The following is a 22410-nucleotide window of genomic DNA, read 5'->3' as shown; positions in this document are numbered from 1 at the left end:
GACAATGATATGACAAATTACAATCATTCTTAGAGAAGTGAAATCACTTTGCGACCATTTAATTGGATTTTGCCTTGGGCCAATTTGCCAACTACCTCTGGATATAGCTGACGTTCCACGGATTGAATGGCTGCGGATAAGGATTCCGCTGTATCATGGTCGTCAACTTCCACGACACGCTGGGCAATAATGGCACCCGTATCCATGCCCCCGTCCACAAAATGAACGGTGACGCCACTTACCTTGACCCCATAGGCCAATGCCTGTCCAACAGCATCTTTCCCTGGAAATGCCGGAAGTAGTGACGGATGAATATTAATGATTTTTCCTGCGTAGGCATCGACCATGACGCTGGATAGCAAACGCATGTAGCCAGCTAACACGATGAGATCAATCGATTTCTGCTCCAGTAAAGTCACCAGTTCACGCTCATAGTCTTCTCGAGAAAGATATTCCTTGGGTCGAAAAGTATGGCACGCAATTCCAGCTTTCTGTGCTCTAGCTACGGCAGGAGCCGCAGGCTTGTCACAGATGAGCAATTCTACCGAGGCGCCGCCCAGTTCTTCTCGTGCAGCCGCATCCACCAATGACTGAAAATTCGTCCCCTCGCCTGATGCAAAAACAGCAATCCGGTACTCGTTCATTACACCTCGGCTCCCGTAAAGGTCACGATAGAACTGCCTTCCGTTACTTTTCCGATCACATATGCAGCTTCGCCCTGTTCCTTCAGAACTTCCAGTGCAGTCTGTGCATGCTCTTCGCCTACAACGATTACCATTCCAATTCCCATATTAAAGGTTGTGAACATGTCTTTGTTGGAGATTGCGCCTTTTTCCTGCATGAGCTGGAAGATTGGCAAAATCGGCCAAGTGCCGTATTCTATATCCACATTGACGTGATCCGGTAACACTCTAGGGATATTTTCAATAAAACCGCCACCTGTGATATGCGCCATGCCTTTTACTTTTACCTTGTCCAGCAATGCCAAAACGGATTTCACGTAAATTTTCGTCGGCTCCAGCAGTACATCGCCCAGTTTGCCGTTCAAGCCTTCGATTCCATCATGCAAATCATAGCCCTGCTGTTCCAATAACAGCTTGCGAACCAGTGAGAAGCCGTTACTGTGAACTCCACTTGAAGCCAGTCCAATAACGGTATCTCCGGGAGCAATCGAGCTACCGTTGATGATTTTGCTTTTATCTACAATCCCTACCGTGAATCCGGCAATATCATATTCACCCTCGCTGTACATCCCTGGCATTTCTGCGGTTTCACCGCCGACCAGCGCACAGCCCGATTGATGGCAACCCTCTGCGATTCCAGCGACTATAGCTTCAATTTTCTCGGGTACAACCTTGTCACAAGCGAGGTAATCCAGAAAAAAGAGTGGCTCCGCGCCCCCGACGATAATGTCGTTTACACACATCGCAACCGCGTCAATACCAATGGTGTCATGACGATCCATTGCGAAAGCAAGCTTCAGCTTCGTGCCGACACCATCGGTACCGGAAACGAGTACAGGCTCATCGTACTTATCCTTATTCAGGCCGAACAACGCACCGAATCCGCCCAAGTCCGTCAGCACTTCGGGACGGAAGGTACGTTTAACGTGCTTTTTCATCCGTTCTACTGCTTCATTACCGGCAGCGATATCTACCCCTGCGTTTTTGTATGCTTCGGACATTCATGAACACTCCTTCAAATGATTGACCCTCCTAAGTCCTCCCTAACAGGGAGGATTCCATGGGGCTGCTCCCCCTGGACCCCTCAAGAGTCGGTCAGATGTGTAAGGTTGGGTGCTGCTTGGTGGTTGGTTCGTGCTGTGAGTCGCGTGTTGTCCTTTGTATTCGTGGGCTATACCCGCGAATACAAAGGACACGCTTTAGTGCAAGGCCGCCTATGCAGTGGCGGCGGGGCACGTCCCGGGCTGTTTGCTTCGCAAAGGCGGGGACGTGCCGGTCAAATAAGTGAGCAGCGCCAACGGGCGGCTTACTTATTTGACCATTGAGGCAGGCAGCTTCGCCTTGCCTGCTGTTGAGCTTCGCTTCGCTGGCTCAACCTTATAAGAGCAGGGTGACTTTTTGTGAGTCACCGCTCCGTTAAAAACTCATGGCATGAAATAGTTATGCCATGAGTTTTTAACTGCCTTACCTATCCTCTTCCCCGTGGGAACAGAAGAGGTACAGTCACTGCTGCAAAATGCTGCACACCTGAGGAACGGAGCGGGTGGAAGGATTCTGGAGAAGCGAAAGCGTTCGCCTTTGCCGCTGGATTCTAACCCTGTAATGGGTTATTCCAATCCAGGAATCCAGCGGCAACAGCGATCGGAAGAACCTTCCACACGCGGAGTGGCCCCCTCAAAACCGACATCCCCATTCCTGCCATGCACCACTGTGCTTCTTTTGTTCCCTTTTCTCAACAACTACATCCGAACTTTTCTTCACCTTTGAAATCTACCTGAGTCGGGTAATCATTATCGAAACAGGCTAGGCACAAGCCGCCTTTGTAATCCTGTTCGTTATATCCTCCTACAGCGGCAATCAAACCCTCGGCGCTCATAAAGTAGAGCGAATCGGCGTTAATTTCCTCACGAATTTCCTCGACGGTTTTGGACGAAGCGATCAGTTCCCGGCGATCCGGCGTGTCGATGCCATAGAAGCACGGGTTTTTGAAAGGCGGTGAGGTAATACGTACATGTACCTCCAGTGCCCCTGCATCCCGCAGCATATTCACGATTCGACGGGATGTAGTGCCCCGTACGATAGAATCGTCGATCATAATGACTCGTTTACCTTCAACAACACGGCGTACAGCGCTCAGCTTCATTTTCACACCCTGCTCGCGTAGCTCCTGACTCGGCTGAATGAAGGTACGTCCAGTGTATTTATTTTTAATCATACCCAGCTCATAAGGAATACCTGTCTGCTCTGCATAACCAATCGCAGCCGAAATACTGGAATCCGGCACTCCTGTCACCAGATCCGCATCGACAAAAGCTTCCAGCGCCATCTGGCTCCCCATTCTTTTGCGTGCAGCATGAAGATTAGAACCATTCAAATCACTGTCAGGACGGGCAAAATAAATATATTCCATCGCGCACAGTGCTTTACGATGCTTGCCTTCACTGTAACGGTCTTCGTGCAGACCATTTTTGTCCAACACCAACAGTTCACCCGGCTCGATATCGCGCAACAGCTCTGCTCCAATCGTTTCCAAAGCACAGGTTTCGGAGGCAAACAAATATGCATCACCTAATCTGCCCATCGTCAACGGACGCAAGCCATTGGGATCAGAAGCGACCAGCAGTTTATCGTTGGTCATAATGAGAAAAGCAAATCCGCCGACAATACGCTTCAATGCATCTTTGGCAGCCTCCACCAAATCCTTGGACGATCGTGCGATCAAATGCGCCACTACTTCTGTATCGCTGGTCGTTTGAAAAATAGACCCGCCCTGCTCCAGCTCATGCCGGATTTGCAAAGCATTCACGATATTCCCGTTCGTAGCTACCGCTAGATCCCCATCACGATACTTAAACACCAAAGGCTGTGCATTCGTTAGCTTACTGTCTCCACTTGTCGAGTAGCGCACATGTCCTATGGCAATATCGCCTGTCAGCGAAGCCATCAAATCTTTATTGAATACTTCTTTTACAAGCCCCATTCCACGATGATAATGGAACTCGTCGCCACTGCTCACACAGATGCCCGCACTTTCCTCCCCGCGATGCTGGAGTGCATGCAATCCGTAATATGCTAGGGAAGCGGCATCGGAGTGTCTATATACTCCAAACACGCCGCATTCCTCTTTTAATTTATCAAACAGCCCCTCTTTACCAGAGCCTTCATTATAATAATCTCCAGTCCACAACGTCCGTGCTGTTATTTCATCAGACATGGAATGACATCCTCCCAGATTTGCTTCAAACTGGCGACTGCCTCGTTCAAAGCGGGTTGTCCGTTCACCTCAACTGTCAATTGTGATCCTTCAACTTTTCCTAATACGGTAACTGGCACTTCCAAACCACGCAGATGTGCTTCCAGAGCAGACGCTTTATCCGGCGATGCAGATAACAAAATACGGGATTGAGTTTCGCTAAACAACGCATGGTCAGGACGCAAGCTCGTTTCTACGTTGACCTGTGCTCCCAATCCGCCGCTAATCCCGGATTCTGCAAGCGCTACAGCCAATCCGCCCTCTGCCAAATCATGCGCAGATTGTACCAATCCGGTCTGAATCGCTCCCAGTACCGCAGTCAGCAGTTTTTTCTCTACGTTCAAATCCAGCTCAGGTGGGCGTCCCTCGGATACACCGTGTACGACAGCTTGGAACTCACTGCCTCCCAGCTCGGCCTTCGTTTCCCCCACTAGGAAAATTACATCACCTTCGGCTTTGAAGCCTTGTGTCGTAATGTGATCTGTATCATGTACCAGACCTACCATACCGACAACAGGCGTCGGATAGATGGAGCCTTTAGCATTTTCATTGTACAAGCTGACATTGCCCCCGATAACAGGTGTATCCAGTACACGGCAAGCCTCTGCCATACCGTCCACGGCTTTTTCCATTTGCCAGAAAATATCCGGCTTTTCAGGGTTACCGAAGTTCAGGTTATCCGTAATCGCCAACGGCTCGCCGCCGGAGCATACAATGTTACGCGCTGCTTCGCTGACTGCAATCCGTCCACCTACCTCTGGATCAAGGTATACATAACGTCCGTTACAATCTGTCGTCATGGCGAGTCCCTTACGAGTTCCGCGCACAGTCACTACAGCTGCATCCGATCCCGGACGAACGGCTGTACTCGTGCGAACCATGTAGTCATACTGCTCGTATACCCATTTCTTACTGGCTACACTTGGTGAAGACAGCACCTTTTTCAACGCACCGTTCAAATCCGTCACTTCAGCGTAACGAAGTGTGTCAATAGCAGCATTTTGCTCATAATAAGCAGGGACTTCGGAAGGCTTGTCATAAATCGGACACTCGTCAACCAGCGCCGTCACTGGCATATCTCCGACCACTTCATTGTGATGGAACAAACGCAAACGACCGTCATCCGTCACTTTACCGACCTTGGCACAAATAACACCCCAACGCTCGAAAATTTCCAGTGCCTGTGCTTCATCCTTAGGCTCTACTACGAACAGCATCCGTTCCTGTGATTCGGACAGCATCATTTCATAAGGTGTCATACCCTCTTCACGCTGCGGTACCTGATCCAGATACAGCTCCAGGCCGTTGCCAGCCTTGCTCGCCATCTCCGCGCTGGAGCAGGTAAGTCCTGCGGCACCCATATCCTGAATACCCAGCACAATACCGCTGTCGATCAGTTCCAGACAGGATTCCATAACCAGCTTCTCCATAAAAGGATCGCCTACTTGAACCGCAGTCCGGTTCGCCTCAGATTCTTCTGTCAACTCAACCGATGCGAATGTCGCTCCGTGAATCCCATCACGACCTGTCGGCGGGCCCACATAGAACACCGGGTTACCGACCCCTTTAGCAACACCACGCTGGATCTTATCATGGTCAATCAGTCCGACACACATTGCATTAACGAGCGGATTGCCTTCGTAGCTTTCATCAAATACAACCTCGCCACCTACAGTCGGAATACCGATACAGTTCCCATATCCCGCAATACCAGATACCACATGCTCGAACAAATATTTCACACGGTCGCTCTCCAGTTTGCCAAAACGCAGGGAGTTCAACACCGCGACAGGTCTTGCACCCATGGAGAAAATATCACGGATGATACCGCCTACCCCAGTCGCTGCCCCTTGAAAAGGCTCCACAGCCGACGGATGGTTATGACTTTCGATTTTAAATACAACCGCTTGGTTGTCACCGATATCTACAATGCCTGCGCCCTCGCCGGGTCCCATCAGAACTCGCGGACCGCTCGTTGGAAAACGACGCAGCAACGGCTTAGAGTTTTTGTAAGCACAATGCTCTGACCACATGACACTGAATACGCCAATCTCCGTATAATTCGGCTGACGTCCCATGAATTCACAGATCAACGCATATTCACTGTCCGATACACCCATCTGCTGATACAGTTTATGTTCGGCAACCTGCTCTGCCGTCGGTTCCTTAGCGGACACTTGCTGCGCCATGTCGATCCCTCCAAGCATTCAAAATAGATGTAAACATACGTTTGCCGTCATCCGTTCCGAGCAATGCGTCCACCGCGCGTTCCGGATGAGGCATCATGCCCAGCACGTTTCCTTGTTCATTACAAATCCCTGCGATATCCGTCACGGAACCGTTTGGATTATCTCTATACGTAAATACGATCTGGTTATTCGCCTGCAAGCGAGCCAGCGTCTCATCATCACAGTAATAGTTGCCTTCGCCGTGGGCGATCGGAATGACGATCTCTTCACCAGCAGCGTAATCTTTTGTAAAAGGTGTTTGGTTATTCGCAACCTTCAACACCGTATCATGGCAACGGAATTTCATCGACAGATTACGGCGCAAAGCGCCTGGCAACAGCCCAGCTTCAGTCAGAATTTGAAAACCGTTACAGATACCTAAAATGTATTTCCCCTCAGCAGCCGCTTTGGCTACTTCCTTCATCACCGGAGCAAACCGGGAAATCGCGCCGCAACGCAGGTAATCCCCGTAAGAGAAGCCTCCTGGAACAAGAATACAATCATAAGGCGACAGATCCGTCGCAGTATGCCAAACATAATCGACAGGTTCACCGACCGTGTCCTCTACCGCCTTATAGCAGTCAATATCACAGTTGGAGCCCGGAAAAACCAGAACTGCAAATTTCATGGAATCAGCCCTCCAGTTCGTAGCGGTAGTCTTCAATGACCGTGTTGGCCAACAGCTTTTCGCACATCTCAATGATGCGCTTTTCAGCACTCTCGCGGTCTGTTGTATCCAGATTCAATTCCATATACTTACCAATTCTGACGCTGTCCACTTCTCCGAAACCCATAGAATGCAGTGCGCCTTGCACCGCAACCCCCTGCGGGTCCAAAACGCTTTGCTTAATCGTGACATAGACTGTTGCTTTCATCATGTTCCTTCAGTTCCTCCTCCGAATGAGTGAATCCTTTTGGTTGAATTATGATTACTATTTACTGTGCCGTCAGACGCCGCCAAATATCCGTATATCTTGCAGTTGTTTCTTCTACGACCTCAGCAGGCAACGGATCGGGCTTGCTATTCTTGTCCCAACCGGATGATGCCAAATAGCTTCGTACCGGCTCCTTGTCCATGCTGTCAATCTCAACATCCAGCTCATACTTTTCCTGAGCCCAAAAACGGGATGAATCTGGAGTGAAAATTTCGTCAATCAAAATCACCTTACCGTTAACAAGACCAAACTCAAACTTGCAATCGGCTAAAATAATCCCCCGCTTCTCACAGAAAGCACGTGCAAATTCGTACAACGCCAGGCTTTTTTCTTCAAGCTCGCCTGTCAATTCAACCCCGACCAGCTCTTTCATCTGATGGAGAGAAATGTCCTCGTCGTGTCCAACATCATTTTTTGCAGCCGGTGTAAATAAAGGCTTGGGAAAGCGCTCATTTTTACGCAGTCCCTCTGGCAATGGAATGCCGTTCACCTCACCGTTCTGCTCATACTGACGCCAGCCGCCTCCGGTAATATATCCGCGCACCACACACTCAATGTCGATGCGTTCAGCCTTCAGCGTGACCATGATACGGTCCTTCAGCAACTCTTTATTCTGTTCGTCGATCACATGCCCGAGCTTGTTCACATCGGTGTGCACGACATGGTTTTCCAACAAGTCTTTCGTCTGCTCAAACCAGAAAGCGCTGAGCTTATTCAGCACGTTCCCCTTTTCGGGCACGGGCGGCTCTAACACATAATCAAAAGCCGAAATTCGGTCCGTCACGACAATCAGAAAATGCTCTCCGAGATCATACAGTTCACGCACCTTGCCTTTGTACAAGAGCGGCGCATGGATCAGACCTTCGGCAGTAGACAATGACATTTCATTACACCTCTTTCAAAAGAGTATTACCCCTCCTAAATCAACCTTGCCCCTCCTAAATCCTCCCCTCAGGGAGGACCCACAGGGCTGCTACCCTCGGGACTCCCGCAAGGGTTGGCTAGTGAGCAGGGGATGGCGGGTTACTGGAGCTACGGTGGAGTGAGCGCGTTCCGCTGGATGAAGGCTTGTTGGCACAAGCCCTCATCCAGCAACGCTTTTACGTTAGTACAGATCGACGTTTTTACGTATTAACAATGTATTAACGCTTCCGACTCTAAGCGACAAGTTTTATGCCGCTTACAGCTCGATCGTGGTTCAGCGTCTACATACCGCCAAACCATTCTGCCCGTGGCCGTAGCTCGGCATGCCGTGCAGCGAGCATTGGGCTTCGCCTGTTGTGCGCATATGCTACGCATGCGCACGGATACGGTGGCTCAAGGCTTCGCTTCTTGAGCCTGCGCGTGCTCGTGAGGACCGCGGGCTGTTTGCTACGCAAATTCGGCAGCCCTCACGAGAACGTTGCCTGCGATAGAAAAGCAGTGGAACACGCTTTTCTATCGTTCTTCGGGGTGGTGCGGCATCTTATGTGCCGCACCACCCCTAGTTCTGCTCCCTCATGAAGGTTGGTGCTGGAAGCAGCGGAGCGGACGGAATCGTTCTGGAGAAGCGTAGCGCTTGCCTTTGCCTCTAGATTCCAACCAATATCTGGTCTTATACAATCACAGGAATCCAGTGGCAACAGCAATCGGAAGAATGATCCGTTCGCGCAGCGGCCTCACCACGCTCTTTATACCCTCCCAAGCGCCAACCAACCTTCCCTCCTACTCCCCTAATCCCAGCTTTTTGAAGATCGTATCCACGTTCTTCAGATGCCAGGCTGGGTTGAACGCGTCCTCGATTTCGTCTGCGCTGAGCACGGCAGTAATTTCCGGGGTCGTCTCGACGATTTCGCGGAATTGGCGTTGCTCTTCCCACGCCTGCATAGCACGCGGCTGCACAGTATCGTAAGCTTTTTCACGACTAAAGCCTTTGTCGATCAGCTTGGTCATAATACGACCGGAGAACGGTACGCCGTACGTACGGGCCATATTGCGCTTCATATTTTCAGAGAAGACCGTCAGATTTTTTACGATATTACCAAAACGGTTCAGCATGTAGTTCAACAGCATCGTTGCATCCGGCAGAATGATGCGTTCTACGGAAGAATGCGAAATGTCGCGTTCATGCCACAGGGTTACGTTCTCATACGCCGATACCATATGCCCACGAATCACGCGTGCCAGACCGGAGATGTTTTCACTTCCGATCGGATTGCGTTTATGCGGCATCGCGGAAGATCCTTTTTGACCCTTGGCAAAGGCTTCTTCCACCTCGCGGAACTCACTCTTTTGCAGAGCACGGACTTCTGTAGCAAATTTGTCCAATGATGTGGCGATCAACGCCAATGTTGCCATGTATTCGGCATGACGGTCGCGCTGTAGCGTCTGTGTAGAAATCGGTGCAGGCTTGGTGCCCAGCTTGCGGCATACAAATTCTTCTACAGCCGGGTCAATGTTGGCATATGTTCCCACTGCACCGGACATTTTACCGTATTGTACTTGGTCAGCCGCAAAACGAAAACGTTCCAGATTGCGCTTCATTTCCTCGTACCACAATCCCATCTTCAGTCCAAACGTTGTTGGCTCAGCATGTACTCCGTGTGTTCGCCCCATCATCGGTGTATGCTTGTAAGCCAATGCCTTTTCCTTCAAAATTTCAATAAAATTCAAGATATCGCGCTCCAGGATTTCATTCGCCTGCTTTAACAGGTAGCCCAGTGCCGTATCAACTACGTCTGTGGAAGTCAAACCATAATGTACCCATTTGCGCTCGTCTCCAAGACTTTCGGACACCGTGCGGGTAAAAGCAATGACATCATGTCTTGTCTCCTGCTCAATTTCATAGATCCGTTCAATATCAAAACTTGCATTCTTACGCAGAGCCACAGTATCCTCTTTGGGAATAACTCCTAATTCCGCCCAAGCTTCACAGGCACACAACTCTACTTCCAGCCACGCTTTAAATTTATTTTCTTCCGTCCAAATCGCTCTCATTTCCGGTCTGCTATAGCGTTCGATCATGACTATTTATTCCCCCAAATATTGGTTTGTTCAATCCATTCCAGCGCTTGTTCCGCATCCTGGCACAATAGATTAATATGTCCCATCTTTCGGCCTGGCTTGGCTTCACTTTTTCCATACAAATGCAGCTTGGGTACAACATCCAATCTTTCAGCTTCAACATCCGATTGCGCAAACCGCCGAACCACGCCCTCCAAATGCTCACCTAACACATTGACCATCACGACGGAAGTCAGCAGCTTCGTGCTGCCCAAGGGTAAACCGCAAATCGCACGTATGTGCTGCTCGAATTGCGACGTCGCGCATCCCTCCATCGTGTAATGGCCGGAGTTATGCGGTCGTGGTGCCAACTCATTAACGTACAATTGTCCATCTTCGGTGACAAACATCTCCACAGCGAGCAGTCCCACCGCACCCAGCGACTCTGCCACAGCCAGCGCTAACTTTCGCGCTTCCTCCTGGACAGGTTCTGGCACACGCGCAGGCACAATCGACGTGTGCAAAATATTGTTCACGTGAATGTTTTCGGCAGGTGGAAAGGCTTTGGCTTCACCGTTCGTGCTGCGAGCTACAATCACCGAGATTTCGCAGCGAAAACGGATGAACTGTTCCAATACCAGTTCTGCACCGCCTCCTGCCAGTTGTTCGTAGGCAGCCGTGGCTTCCTCCGGTTGGCGAATGACCACTTGTCCCTTGCCATCATAACCACCGACTGCTGTCTTGAGCACACACGGTACACCCAGTTCAGCTACCGCTTGAACCATATCCGCAGGACTACTGATTTCACGATACGGAGCGACAGGGACACCAGCAGCTTCAATAGAACGCTTCTCTCTCAGACGATGCTGGGTTGTGTACAAAAGACTGCTGCCTTGCGGAACGCTGGATTCCTGTTCCAAAAGTGCAGCCACACCCGCGTCCACATTTTCAAACTCATACGTGATCACATCGCACCGCGCAGCCAGCTCTCTGGCTGCATGCTCATCATCATAGGCAGCGCGGATTTGTTCTGACACCTGTCCACATGGGCTATCCGGTGTAGGGTCCAGTGTCACAAAGCGATATCCTAGACTGGTTCCCGCCAGTACAAGCATTCTTCCTAATTGCCCGCCTCCCAAAAGTCCAATCGTTGTACCAGGAGGTCTGATACGGCCTGTGGGTTCACATGCCCCATTCATAGCGAGTCACTGCCTTCCAGCACCTCATCACGGATACGGTCGCGTCTCGCCAAAACCCGCTGGCTTATCTTTTCGTCAAAAGCGCCTAATATTTGTGTTGCCAGCAGCCCTGCATTCGTAGCACCTGCCTTACCGATTGCCACAGTGGCAACCGGAATACCACCCGGCATCTGCACAATGGAGAGCAGGGAGTCCAGACCGTTCAGAGCCTTCGACTGAACAGGCACACCAATGACCGGCAAGGATGTCTTCGCAGCCACCATCCCTGGCAGATGCGCAGCCCCACCCGCTCCAGCAATAATGACCTTTAGTCCACGCCCGGCGGCCTCTTCTGCAAAACGAAACATTAAATCCGGTGTACGATGGGCTGAAACTACTTTTTTCTCATATCCGATTTCAAGCTCGTCCAGCACAGCACATGCATGCTGCATGGTGTCCCAGTCTGATGTGCTGCCCATAATGACAGCGACCTGCACTGACATGTCCTTCACTCCCTGTTTATCAATAAGCGCCAAAAATCCGGCACTCGAAAATAACGTTATTTTCAAGACACCGGACTACGAAAAAACAAACGACAGAGCCTCTTAAAGGCATGCCAAAAGCAAGCCTCTTCCACCGCATCCAATGCGGCTTCAGCCGTATGTCTCCCGTAGTCCGGAAATTTAAGGTTTCCAGGTAGAAACTTCCGGGCCATATCCCCGGCATTATACGAGTTAGCATTGTGCCTATTCCATACCCAACGATATTCTTTACAAGTATGATCGTGGTCAGTTTCGGCTCAAACATGTGTACCTTATTAAATTGCACCTTAAGTTCATTTTTTATCGACAATACACTTCCTAGTTTAACAATTCCCTACACCTTATGTCAACTTGAAAACGAACATTAGAATAATCATACAATAGAATGTTCGTGTTTAACAAAATCAACACCCTTATATACCCATAGGTCAGGACTATTGTATTACATTTAGCTATCTCTCACCTATCCTGATAACGGCGGGCGCACTGCATTCCACTGACAAAAATAAAAGTCGGCACTCCCTATACAGGCAGTAAACCGACTTTTACTTTTTTATTCAGTTATTTTACGACCAGCACAGGAATACGCGCATGCTGCACCACATTGTGGCTTACGCTACCCAATACGAATTCACGGATACCACCTAAACCGCGGCTACCAATCACAATCACATCGAAGTCATTCTCATTGGCATAATCCAAAATGACTTCGGCTGGCGAACCTTGAATGAGCTCCACCTTGGCATCTACGCCTTGCTCAGCAAGCCGCTTTTTAACTTCATCCGTAGTTTGTTCGGCCAAATCATAATATTCTTTATTCACCGAAGCTGGAATAGGAGCCAAACCCTCGCCCATAAAAATCCGTGGAAAATCAAATGCTGTTACCACCTCAAGCTGCGAGGACGGTGATGCCTTGACCAATTCAGTCGCCTTCAACAAAGCCTTGTTGGATGCATCCGAACCGTCATAAGCAAGCAATATTTTTGAAAATAGCATAATACGCACCTCTTCCTCATTCAGTTTGTTGATTCAAAGCATAAATATGTATTCCTGTTGTTGTTCATGCCATGTCATCACTGGATGGCTGGAGTAGTCTTCTCACTCATCATTAAACTTCCCTATGAGAACCTAAACTCCTCCCCTTTACCGTAAAAAATACCCATACAGCAATGCGTTCATGAATAGCAACGCAGGAATACCTAGTCTGAAGCTCATATGCCGTGTTTTATGGCGTTTACGGTACATGGCAATTAGAACGCCTAATGCTCCCCCGATCAGGGCCAGGAAAAACAACGTCCGTTCAGGTACACGATCGCGATGTTTACGTGCTCTCTTTTTATCTTCCGACATTACCAGATAGCCTACTGCATTGATAAACAGCAGCCATACCAACAAGCCTGTCTGCAATGTCTCTCCTCCTTTTGCACACCGTACCAAGTTCAGGATTAGGCCTTATATAGCGCTCCCCCCTCATTATAACCCCACCCCTTTTACAGAAACAACGCTTCCCCTGACTTGGATAGTGCTTTTGCGGAAATAGTAAGGTGGCATAAGGGCGATCCCCGAGTGCATCTATTTCGTCTTAAAGGAGGAACTGCGATGGAAAGCACCCATGAATACGTTGAAAAGCTGCGAGAAAATGCAAAAAAGGCAGAACGCAACCGTAAACGAGGAAAAGGAACTCCCAGCGCCAGCTTGCCGACAAAACAGCATACCAACAATCCTTGATCAAGGAATCTGTGTTAAGCTGTGGAACCACATAATTAACGTAAAATATCAACTTAACCTTGCAGCCTTTTATGTGAATTGAGTACAAGGTAAACTCCGTTGTTTAGCTTCCACAATAACAGCAAGCAGACTCATTATGAGATATCTGCTTGTTGTTTTGTTTTGCAAATATTTTTTTTGAAATCGATTACATTTATAATAAATAAGTTCTAAAGTCATATTTCCTAACATAAGTGTTGACTAAAAACAATTTTACACCCTATAATTCGTGATATTAACGTAATTCGACAAAATTTTTGTCAGTTAATCTATCATTAATATTTGAGGTTTAAGATTGGAGAGGAGCTTTATATGACTAACATGAAAAAAATGACGATGATTCCCCTGTTGGCTAGCTTTATTCTCGGTAGTACCTTGTGGAGTGGTGGATTTACCGCCAATGCTGCGGCAGCAGCTACAACCAGCACAACTGCACCTACTTCTGCCACTACAACGTCGGACCAATCCGAAAATCCTCAAACCAATCATTTACCCAATATTAAAATACTTGCCACGGGAGGGACCATTGCAGGATCATCTTCCGTCAATACTGATACGACCGGCTACAAAGCAGGAGCGTTAGGTGTGGAAACTCTGATCAATGCCGTTCCTGAGATGAAAAGTATTGCAAATGTCAGTGGTGAGCAAGTTGTTAATGTAGGTAGCCCCGACGTTAATAATGAGATCCTCTTAAAACTTGCCAAACGTACCAATGAACTGCTTGCCAGAGACGATGTAGACGGCATTGTCATTACACATGGCACAGATACATTAGAAGAAACCGCTTATTTCCTCAATCTTGTTATCAAAAGCGATAAGCCAGTAGTTGTCGTTGGCTCTATGCGTCCAGCTACTGCCATCAGTGCCGATGGTCCCTTCAACCTGTATAATGCAGTGAAAGTCGCCGGGGCTTCGGCCTCTAAAGGTCAGGGTGTACTCGTCCTGCTGAACGACCGTATCGGTGCAGCAAGATATATTACTAAAACAAACACAACAGCAGTCGATACGTTCAAGTCTGTGGAGCAGGGATACCTTGGAGCTGTTGTGGGTGATCAAGTGTACTACTACAACAAATCCACGCACAAGCATACGACTTCTTCTGTATTCGACATCTCTAACCTGACTCAACTGCCGCAAGTAGATATTTTATACGAGTATCAAAACAATGGTCGCTATCTGTATGATGCAGCCGTAGCAGCTGGTGCCAAGGGTATTGTCGTAGCTGGTTCCGGTAATGGTTCCTTGTCCAAGACCTCCTCAGAGGGCGCAGAGGCCGCAGGTAAAAAAGGAGTGATCATTGCCCGCTCCAGCCGCGTGGGAAGTGGAGTTGTGTCCCCGTCAACAAAAGACGCGGCATCGAACTTTGTGTCGACCGATTCGCTTAATCCGCAAAAAGCACGGATTTTGCTCATGCTTGCTTTGACCCAAACTCACGATGTTAACCAAATTCAATCCTTTTTTAATGAATACTAAAAGCAGTCATCCCAAATCAAATAAATAGATCATCTTTATTATGAAAAAGAAGCAGCGATTACGGTTAACCACCGTAACTGCTGCTTCTTTTTTTGCGAGACAATTCTAGCATTAGTAACTATTTCATCTGATATCCAATCCTCTTGGTCTTAAACAGTAATTCGTTGTTCCTCCCATGTAGCATCAAGACTGCTGTTTGGGAATCCCATTCAAGCTTGGAGGATATTTCGCTTGCTTCTCTGGATGAGGAGCGATTTCTTCCTCCAGAATACTTGATTTATTTTGCTGATTATTGATTTTAAGCGACTTATGCTTGGGCATAAATACTCACCTCCTCGGATTACCATGCCAAGGAGTGATCGTTTTTATACCGACGTATACCTGCTGATTATGTTGACTACAGCACTTTTGGTCATCCGTTATTTGCCCTGCTTTTGTTCCATCGCTGCTTTTAGCAAATCACCCAAACTGGAGCCGAAAGATTCCTGCTTTTCAAATTGTCTTACTAGCTTTTGCTGTTCCCGTTTGTTTACCCGCTGCTTGTCATTATCCAACGTCTCAGTAATGCCGCAGGGCAGGCATCTTACATATAGCCCTGCCTTGCCCTCTTTCATTTCCATTTTCTTATGACACTGCGGACAACGTCGATTGGACAAACGTTTTTCCCCTGAACGACGGTAACCGCAATCCGCACTTGGACATACAAGGAACTTTCCTTTCTTCCCCTTCTTCTCCAACAGCTTTGTACCACAATCAGGACAATGACTATTCGTCACGTTGTGGGGCTTGTACTCCGCACTGCTATTTTTTACAGTGGAAACCAACTCTTTCGCCATAGCACGAATAGAATTCAAAAACGGTTCCGGTTGTCCTTGACCACGAGCAATCCGTTCCAGCTCCGCTTCCCAACGTGCCGTCAGTTCGGGCGTTCTAAGCTGTGGAGCCGCCAGTTCAATCAGTTGCTTACCTTTCCCTGTGGGATGCATCACGTTCCCCTGACGCTCAATCGTATCCGAGCTGACAAGCTTCTCAATCAGATCGGCACGGGTAGCAGGAGTACCCAGTCCATGCTTTTCCATCTGAGCGAGCAGGGCTGCTTCTGTATACCGCTTCGGCGGCATCGTTCGCCCAGCTCGTACAAGACAACGTTGTAACCGGACTGAATCTCCTTTTTGCAGCTCAGGTAAAATAACGCCTTGTCCATTGTTTTCCCGATCCTCTGCTTCTTCATCATCCAAATCATAATGGTTCGCGTCATATACAGCACGCCATCCGCTATCTTTTACCGTTGTGCCTTTTACCTGAAACGTCTCCTGCTCCACCGTTACTGATACGGCTACAGCATCATAACGTGCAGGTGGATAGAATAGACTGATAAAACGTCGTGCAATCAGATCATACAGTTTACGTTCCTCTGGGCTCAATTGATTAAGCAATAATGTCTGCTCAGTAGGAATAATCGCATGATGATCCGTGACTTTACTGTCATCCACAATTCGCTTTGTGATTGGTAGGTTGTTACGCAATAGCGGACGTGCCAAGGAAGCATACGGACCTACTGCTACACTACTGAGCCTTTCCTTAAGTGTGTCCACCATATCGGATGTCAGATAACGGCTGTCTGTACGTGGATACGTCACTAGCTTATGCTGCTCATACAGACGCTGAAGCAGATTAGACGTCTGTTTAGCCGAAAAGCCATAGCGCTGATTAGCATCTCTTTGCAGCTCCGTTAAATCATACGCTAGCGGGTGAGGCTCGTTCTTTTCGCTCTTTTTAACACTCGCAACTGTGCCTTTGGCCCCCTCAAGCCTGCGGCGCAAAGCCTCTGCTTGAGTGCGGTCAAACATGCGTGAATCCCCGCTCTCTGCCCGCCAAGTTGCCTGAAAATCGCCGAAATCCGCCGTCAAAGTATCATATTCCTGAGAACGGAATTCAGTAATTTCTTTCTCACGCTCCATAATCATCCCCAGCGTTGGCGTCTGCACTCTTCCAGCCGAAAGTTGGGCGTTATAACGACAAGTCAACGCGCGAGTTACATTGAGACCAATCATCCAGTCTGCCTCAGCTCTACAGCGAGCCGATTCATATAAACGATCAAACTGCTGACCAGGCAATAACTTTGCGAAACCTGCCTTAATCGCCTTGTCCGTCTGCGAGGAGATCCATAAGCGCCGGAAGGGCTTTTTCCAGTTTGCCATTTGGATGATCCAGCGTGCCAACAATTCTCCTTCACGAGCAGCATCTGTTGCCACGATAAGCTCTCCAATGTCCTGCCGCTTCATGAGCTGCTGAACAGCTTTGAACTGATGGTTACTTTCGCGCAGCACCTTTAACTTTGAACTCTTCGGAAGAATAGGCAGGTCCTCCAAATTCCAGGTCGCATACTTAGAATCGTAATCCTCCGGCTCTGCTAAGCCGACCAAATGTCCCAGTGCCCACGTCACCACGTACTGGGGTCCTTCTATATAACTTTTATGCTTCTCGCGGCTACCCATCACACGTGCAATCTCTCTGGCCACGGACGGTTTTTCTGCCAATACCAATACCTTCATGTTACGCTCCTTTCTCTCATAGTGTTAATTATACCATCCTGCCATCTTACGATAAATTCTAATGCCAACGGCTCTTATTAACATGATCGTACATACTATTGCTATTGCTTCTACATCGGTTAGGATAACTTACAAATCAGGCACACTCCATTTTAATAGCAGACCCGCATAGGTGAGACCTCCCCCAAATCCATATAACAACACATGTTGTCCATACCGTAAACGTCCATCATCCAAACCACACTGCAAAGCCAACGGGATGGATGCCGCCGATGTATTACCATACAACTCTACGCTGGTCAGCGTTTTTTCCAAAGGTACTGTACTTCTTTCACATATGGACTCGATCATTCTCAAATTAGCGCTATGAGGGACAAACCAGTCAAGATCCTCCTTCTTCATATTTGCCTTATCCAATAATCGTTCGATTCCCGTTGGAACAGAGCGAACAGCCCATTTATAAACCTCACGTCCATTTTGAGCAATAAATCCATGGTCTTGCAGCTTCTCTCCATCCAAATGATCAGATAATCCCACACGGTAAAGATGTGCTCCCCCATGCCCATAAGTACCTATATCAGAAGTTAAAAATGATCCTTCATCCTCGTCATATTCAACAAGTGCAACTCCTGCACCGTCTCCAAAAAGTATACACGTCGTCCGATCCGTATAATCTGTAATTTTGGATAACGTTTCGGCTCCCACTACTAGCACCTTACGATGCAGACCACTCGTAATAAGGCCATTTGCCAAATGAAGTCCATAGGAAAAACCTGCACATGCTGCACTAATATCCATTGACCCCGTATTCGGAATATCAAAATGAGCCTGAATACGTGAAGCCGTGCTTGGAAAGTAGTAATCAGGTGTACTAGTCGCTACAATGATCATCTCAACATCGTTTATATTTACGTCGTATAGGTTAATCATACGTGTAATAGCTTGTATACATAAATCAGATACATATTGATCTTCAGCCGCAATTCGTCTTTCACGCATACCCGTTCTTTGTACAATCCACTCGTCACTAGTGTCCACAAGCTTCTCCAAATCGGCGTTTGTCAAAATACGTTCAGGCACATAAGTGCCAAAGGCCGTAAGCTTTGCTTTTGAATTCAACAATTTGATCACTCTCCTTTGTAATCCTTATTCACATTATAACACCAGATACTAATACCTGGTACTAAATTATTTTAAAAACGTCTTCTTATTTACTAGTTAATATCCACTTATCCAGTTGAACTTATAACAAACTCACTTTAAATAAAATCCCTCTGCCTTTTAACGCAAAAAAGAGACCATGATCTTCTGAAGATCATGGTCTCTTTTGTTTGTTGCTTGGCGACGTCCTACTCTCCCAGGACCCTGCGGTCCAAGTACCATTGGCGCTGGAGGGCTTAACGGTCGTGTTCGGGATGGGTACGTGTGGAACCCCTCCGCTATCGCCACCAAACATGAATTTACATCGTAAATTCTTTAACAGGAATCAGCATCGCCAAATGCTGTGTGTTCGCTTGTTTCATATAAGCTACTTGAGCTTATACAATACAAAAATTACACCCTGAAAACTGGATCCGAAACTCATTTGCGTTTTATTTAGGATAAGCCCTCGACCGATTAGTATTGGTCAGCTCCATGCATTACTGCACTTCCACCCCCAACCTATCTACCTCGTCGTCTTCAAGGGGTCTTACATACTGGGAAATCTCATCTTGAGGGGGGCTTCACGCTTAGATGCTTTCAGCGCTTATCCCTTCCGTACATAGCTACCCAGCGGTGCTCCTGGCGGAACAACTGGTACACCAGCGGTACGTCCATCCCGGTCCTCTCGTACTAAGGACAGCTCCTCTCAAATTTCCTACGCCCACGACAGATAGGGACCGAACTGTCTCACGACGTTCTGAACCCAGCTCGCGTACCGCTTTAATGGGCGAACAGCCCAACCCTTGGGACCTACTTCAGCCCCAGGATGCGATGAGCCGACATCGAGGTGCCAAACCTCCCCGTCGATGTGGACTCTTGGGGGAGATAAGCCTGTTATCCCCAGGGTAGCTTTTATCCGTTGAGCGATGGCCCTTCCATGCGGTACCACCGGATCACTAAGCCCGACTTTCGTCCCTGCTCGACTTGTAGGTCTCGCAGTCAAGCTCCCTTCTGCCTTTGCACTCTTCGAATGATTTCCAACCATTCTGAGGGAACCTTGGGGCGCCTCCGTTACTCTTTAGGAGGCGACCGCCCCAGTCAAACTGCCCACCTGACACTGTCCTCGCACCGGATCACGGTACCAAGTTAGAACCTAGATACGATCAGGGTGGTATCCCAAGGATGCCTCCCTTCAAGCTGGCGCTCAAAGTTCAACGGCTCCCACCTATCCTGTACAGATCGTACCCAAATTCAATATCAAGCTGCAGTAAAGCTCCATGGGGTCTTTCCGTCTTGTCGCGGGTAACCTGCATCTTCACAGGTATTAAAATTTCACCGGATCTCTCGTTGAGACAGCGCCCAAGTCGTTACGCCATTCGTGCGGGTCAGAATTTACCTGACAAGGAATTTCGCTACCTTAGGACCGTTATAGTTACGGCCGCCGTTTACTGGGGCTTCGGTTCATAGCTTCGCCCGAAGGCTTACCACTCCCCTTAACCTTCCAGCACCGGGCAGGCGTCAGCCCGTATACTTCGCCTTGCGGCTTCGCACAGACCTGTGTTTTTGCTAAACAGTCGCTTGGGCCTTTTCACTGCGGCCCCCTCGGGCTATTCACCCTACCGAGGCACCCCTTCTCCCGAAGTTACGGGGTCATTTTGCCGAGTTCCTTAACGAGAGTTCTTCCGCGCGCCTTAGAATTCTCTTCTCGCCTACCTGTGTCGGTTTGCGGTACGGGCACCTTCTCCTGGCTAGAGGCTTTTCTTGGCAGTCTGAGATCATGACCTTCGCTACTATAATTTTCGCTCCCCATCACAGCCCAGCCTTACGATGTGCGGATTTGCCTACACACCAGCCTCACTGCTTAGACGGACATCCATCAGTCCGCGTCACTACCCTACTGCGTCACCCCATCGCTCATAACGGATTACGGTGGTACAGGAATTTCGACCTGTTGTCCTTCGACTACGCCTATCGGCCTCGCCTTAGGTCCCGACTTACCCTGAGCGGACGAACCTTCCTCAGGAACCCTTAGGCTTTCGGCGGATCTGATTCTCACAGATCTTTTCGTTACTCATACCGGCATTCTCACTTGAATGCAGTCCAGCGCTCCTTACGGTACACCTTCAACCCGCATTCAACGCTCCCCTACCCCTGATGCAAGCATCAAGCCATAGCTTCGGTGGTGTGTTTAGCCCCGTTACATTTTCGGCGCAGAGTCACTCGACCAGTGAGCTATTACGCACTCTTTCAATGGTGGCTGCTTCTAAGCCAACATCCTGGTTGTCTGTGCAACTCCACATCCTTTCCCACTTAACACACACTTGGGGACCTTAGCTGATGGTCTGGGCTGTTTCCCTTTCGACAATGGATCTTAGCACTCACTGTCTGACTCCCGGAACTAAATCTATGGCATTCGGAGTTTGACTGAGCTTGGTAACCCTTGCGGGCCCCGCACCCAATCAGTGCTCTACCTCCACGATTCTTTTTTCCGAGGCTAGCCCTAAAGCTATTTCGGGGAGAACCAGCTATCTCCGGGTTCGATTGGAATTTCTCCGCTACCCCCACCTCATCCCCGCATTTTTCAACATGCGTGGGTTCGGGCCTCCAGTGCGTGTTACCGCACCTTCACCCTGGACAGGGGTAGATCACCCGGTTTCGGGTCTACGTCCACGTACTCAAGTCGCCCTATTCAGACTCGCTTTCGCTGCGGCTTCAGCTCTTCACCTTAACCTTGCACGGGAACGTAACTCGCCGGTTCATTCTACAAAAGGCACGCCATCACCCATAGATCGGGCTCTGACTTCTTGTAAGCACACGGTTTCAGGATCTATTTCACTCCCCTTCCGGGGTGCTTTTCACCTTTCCCTCACGGTACTGCTTCACTATCGGTCGCCAGGGAGTATTTAGCCTTGGCAGATGGTCCTGCCGGATTCATACGGGGTTTCACGTGCCCCGCACTACTCGGGATCCGTCTCGGAGAGAACAAGTTTTGAACTACAGGGCTTTTACCTTCTCTGGCGGGCCTTTCCAGACCTCTTCATCTAACCGGTTCCTTTGTAACTCCATGTGAGACGTCCCACAACCCCAAGGAGCAAGCTCCTTGGTTTGGGCTAATCCGCGTTCGCTCGCCGCTACTGACGGAATCACTATTGTTTTCTCTTCCTCAGGGTACTTAGATGTTTCAGTTCCCCTGGTCTGCCTCTATTCTGCCTATGTATTCAGCAGAAAGTGACTGTCGATGAAGACAGCCGGGTTTCCCCATTCGGACATCCCCGGATCAAAGCTTGCTTACAGCTCCCCGAGGCTTTATCGTTGTTCGCCACGTCCTTCGTCGGCTCCTGGCGCCTAGGCATCCTCCGTGTGCTCTTTGTAGCTTAACCTAGTATTTACATGGTAAATACGATTCGCTTTGAATTTCGGTTCAACACCTACGTGTGAATGAAACTCAAGGCAGCTACCTTTATTTCACTTGTTTACACAAGATCAGCTTAAAGGAATATTCTAAAACGCAATTTCGTTTCGGTATCCAGTTTTCAAGGTGCAATTCGCTTCTTCGAAGCGAAACCCGATGAATATTTCGGTTCCACACGGATGTGTGAATGAAACATTCGTCGAAGCTTGAGAGTTTGAGCTCTCAAAACTGAGCAACGAGTGAGTAAGTTAAGGATATT

Annotated in this window: 18 protein-coding genes, 2 rRNA genes and 1 riboswitch; of the genes, 3 read left to right on the top strand and 17 right to left on the bottom strand. The window is 48.7% G+C overall.

Going from position 1 to position 22410, the window contains the following annotated elements; translation table 11 throughout:
- Positions 1-29: 29 nt before the first annotated feature.
- Both purN and purM read right to left on the bottom strand, forming a co-directional pair.
- Positions 30-644 carry a phosphoribosylglycinamide formyltransferase gene (purN, locus tag MKX59_RS25065; RefSeq protein ID WP_023987054.1) on the bottom strand — a complete coding sequence of 205 codons (615 nt, stop codon included), beginning with the start codon at positions 642-644 and terminating at the stop codon, positions 30-32.
- Complete coding sequence (gene purM, locus MKX59_RS25060) at positions 644-1684, bottom strand: phosphoribosylformylglycinamidine cyclo-ligase (protein ID WP_340859272.1); 1041 nt, start codon at positions 1682-1684, stop codon at positions 644-646. The genes purN and purM overlap by 1 nt, the downstream gene beginning before the upstream one ends.
- Positions 1685-1822: 138 nt before the next feature.
- Here purM and MKX59_RS25055 point away from each other — a divergent pair, with 138 nt between their 5' ends.
- Positions 1823-2008, top strand: a complete 186-nt coding sequence (locus tag MKX59_RS25055; protein ID WP_143757184.1) for a hypothetical protein — start codon at positions 1823-1825, stop codon at positions 2006-2008.
- Between the two features lie 407 nt (positions 2009-2415).
- Here the strand turns inward: MKX59_RS25055 and purF are convergent, their stop codons facing one another.
- The 10 genes from purF to MKX59_RS25005 form a co-directional block, all read right to left on the bottom strand.
- Positions 2416-3897 (bottom strand): amidophosphoribosyltransferase, encoded by a 1482-nt coding sequence (purF, locus tag MKX59_RS25050; protein ID WP_023987052.1) that lies wholly within the window; start codon positions 3895-3897, stop codon positions 2416-2418.
- Positions 3882-6125 carry a phosphoribosylformylglycinamidine synthase subunit PurL gene (gene purL, locus MKX59_RS25045; protein WP_023987051.1) on the bottom strand — a complete coding sequence of 748 codons (2244 nt, stop codon included), beginning with the start codon at positions 6123-6125 and terminating at the stop codon, positions 3882-3884. The genes purF and purL overlap by 16 nt, the downstream gene beginning before the upstream one ends.
- Entirely contained in the window at positions 6103-6792 is a 690-nt protein-coding gene (gene purQ, locus MKX59_RS25040; protein WP_023987050.1) for a phosphoribosylformylglycinamidine synthase subunit PurQ, read from the bottom strand. The genes purL and purQ overlap by 23 nt, the downstream gene beginning before the upstream one ends.
- A 4-nt stretch (positions 6793-6796) precedes the next feature.
- The gene (gene purS, locus MKX59_RS25035; RefSeq protein ID WP_013308797.1) at positions 6797-7042 is read right to left on the bottom strand and encodes a phosphoribosylformylglycinamidine synthase subunit PurS; all 246 of its coding nucleotides are present in this window, start codon (positions 7040-7042) and stop codon (positions 6797-6799) included.
- Between the two features lie 58 nt (positions 7043-7100).
- Complete coding sequence (locus tag MKX59_RS25030) at positions 7101-7982, bottom strand: phosphoribosylaminoimidazolesuccinocarboxamide synthase (protein ID WP_025719826.1); 882 nt, start codon at positions 7980-7982, stop codon at positions 7101-7103.
- 821 nt (positions 7983-8803) lie between these two features.
- Positions 8804-10102, bottom strand: a complete 1299-nt coding sequence (purB, locus tag MKX59_RS25025) for an adenylosuccinate lyase (RefSeq protein ID WP_316243314.1) — start codon at positions 10100-10102, stop codon at positions 8804-8806.
- A gap of 2 nt (positions 10103-10104) precedes the next feature.
- Positions 10105-11280, bottom strand: a complete 1176-nt coding sequence (gene purK / locus MKX59_RS25020) for a 5-(carboxyamino)imidazole ribonucleotide synthase (RefSeq protein WP_340859264.1) — start codon at positions 11278-11280, stop codon at positions 10105-10107.
- Positions 11277-11762, bottom strand: coding sequence for a 5-(carboxyamino)imidazole ribonucleotide mutase (gene purE / locus MKX59_RS25015; RefSeq protein WP_160789755.1), 486 nt, complete (start codon positions 11760-11762; stop codon positions 11277-11279). The genes purK and purE overlap by 4 nt, the downstream gene beginning before the upstream one ends.
- A 148-nt stretch (positions 11763-11910) precedes the next feature.
- Positions 11911-12012, bottom strand: a riboswitch (purine riboswitch).
- Between the two features lie 350 nt (positions 12013-12362).
- Positions 12363-12797 (bottom strand): universal stress protein, encoded by a 435-nt coding sequence (locus MKX59_RS25010; protein WP_023987046.1) that lies wholly within the window; start codon positions 12795-12797, stop codon positions 12363-12365.
- A 147-nt stretch (positions 12798-12944) separates the two neighbouring features.
- Positions 12945-13208 carry a DUF1294 domain-containing protein gene (locus MKX59_RS25005; RefSeq protein WP_025719814.1) on the bottom strand — a complete coding sequence of 88 codons (264 nt, stop codon included), beginning with the start codon at positions 13206-13208 and terminating at the stop codon, positions 12945-12947.
- 192 nt (positions 13209-13400) lie between these two features.
- On the opposite strand from MKX59_RS25005, the gene MKX59_RS25000 reads away from it, so the two are divergent.
- Both MKX59_RS25000 and MKX59_RS24995 read left to right on the top strand, forming a co-directional pair.
- The gene (locus tag MKX59_RS25000) at positions 13401-13529 is read left to right on the top strand and encodes a DUF4023 family protein (RefSeq protein ID WP_023987044.1); all 129 of its coding nucleotides are present in this window, start codon (positions 13401-13403) and stop codon (positions 13527-13529) included.
- 351 nt (positions 13530-13880) lie between these two features.
- The gene (locus MKX59_RS24995; protein ID WP_340859259.1) at positions 13881-15041 is read left to right on the top strand and encodes a type II asparaginase; all 1161 of its coding nucleotides are present in this window, start codon (positions 13881-13883) and stop codon (positions 15039-15041) included.
- A 183-nt stretch (positions 15042-15224) separates the two neighbouring features.
- Here MKX59_RS24995 and MKX59_RS24990 read toward each other — a convergent pair whose 3' ends face one another.
- The 5 genes from MKX59_RS24990 to MKX59_RS24970 all read right to left on the bottom strand — a co-directional run bounded on the left by MKX59_RS24990 (position 15225) and on the right by MKX59_RS24970 (position 22119).
- The gene (locus tag MKX59_RS24990) at positions 15225-15362 is read right to left on the bottom strand and encodes a hypothetical protein (RefSeq protein WP_023987042.1); all 138 of its coding nucleotides are present in this window, start codon (positions 15360-15362) and stop codon (positions 15225-15227) included.
- Positions 15363-15460: 98 nt separating this feature from the next.
- The gene (locus tag MKX59_RS24985; RefSeq protein ID WP_340859255.1) at positions 15461-17596 is read right to left on the bottom strand and encodes a DNA topoisomerase III; all 2136 of its coding nucleotides are present in this window, start codon (positions 17594-17596) and stop codon (positions 15461-15463) included.
- 129 nt (positions 17597-17725) lie between these two features.
- A complete protein-coding gene (locus MKX59_RS24980; RefSeq protein ID WP_076295802.1) occupies positions 17726-18718 on the bottom strand; it encodes a ketoacyl-ACP synthase III in 993 nt (330 codons plus the stop codon).
- A gap of 214 nt (positions 18719-18932) precedes the next feature.
- Positions 18933-19049, bottom strand: a 5S ribosomal RNA gene (rrf, locus tag MKX59_RS24975).
- A 144-nt stretch (positions 19050-19193) separates the two neighbouring features.
- Positions 19194-22119 (bottom strand): 23S ribosomal RNA (locus MKX59_RS24970).
- Positions 22120-22410 lie beyond the last annotated feature (291 nt).

Source organism: Paenibacillus sp. FSL R7-0340, from assembly GCF_038002205.1.
Lineage (GTDB): Bacteria > Bacillota > Bacilli > Paenibacillales > Paenibacillaceae > Paenibacillus > Paenibacillus polymyxa_B.
Note: the sequence above shows the minus strand (reverse complement) of the source record. Positions and strands in the feature narration are given on the sequence as shown.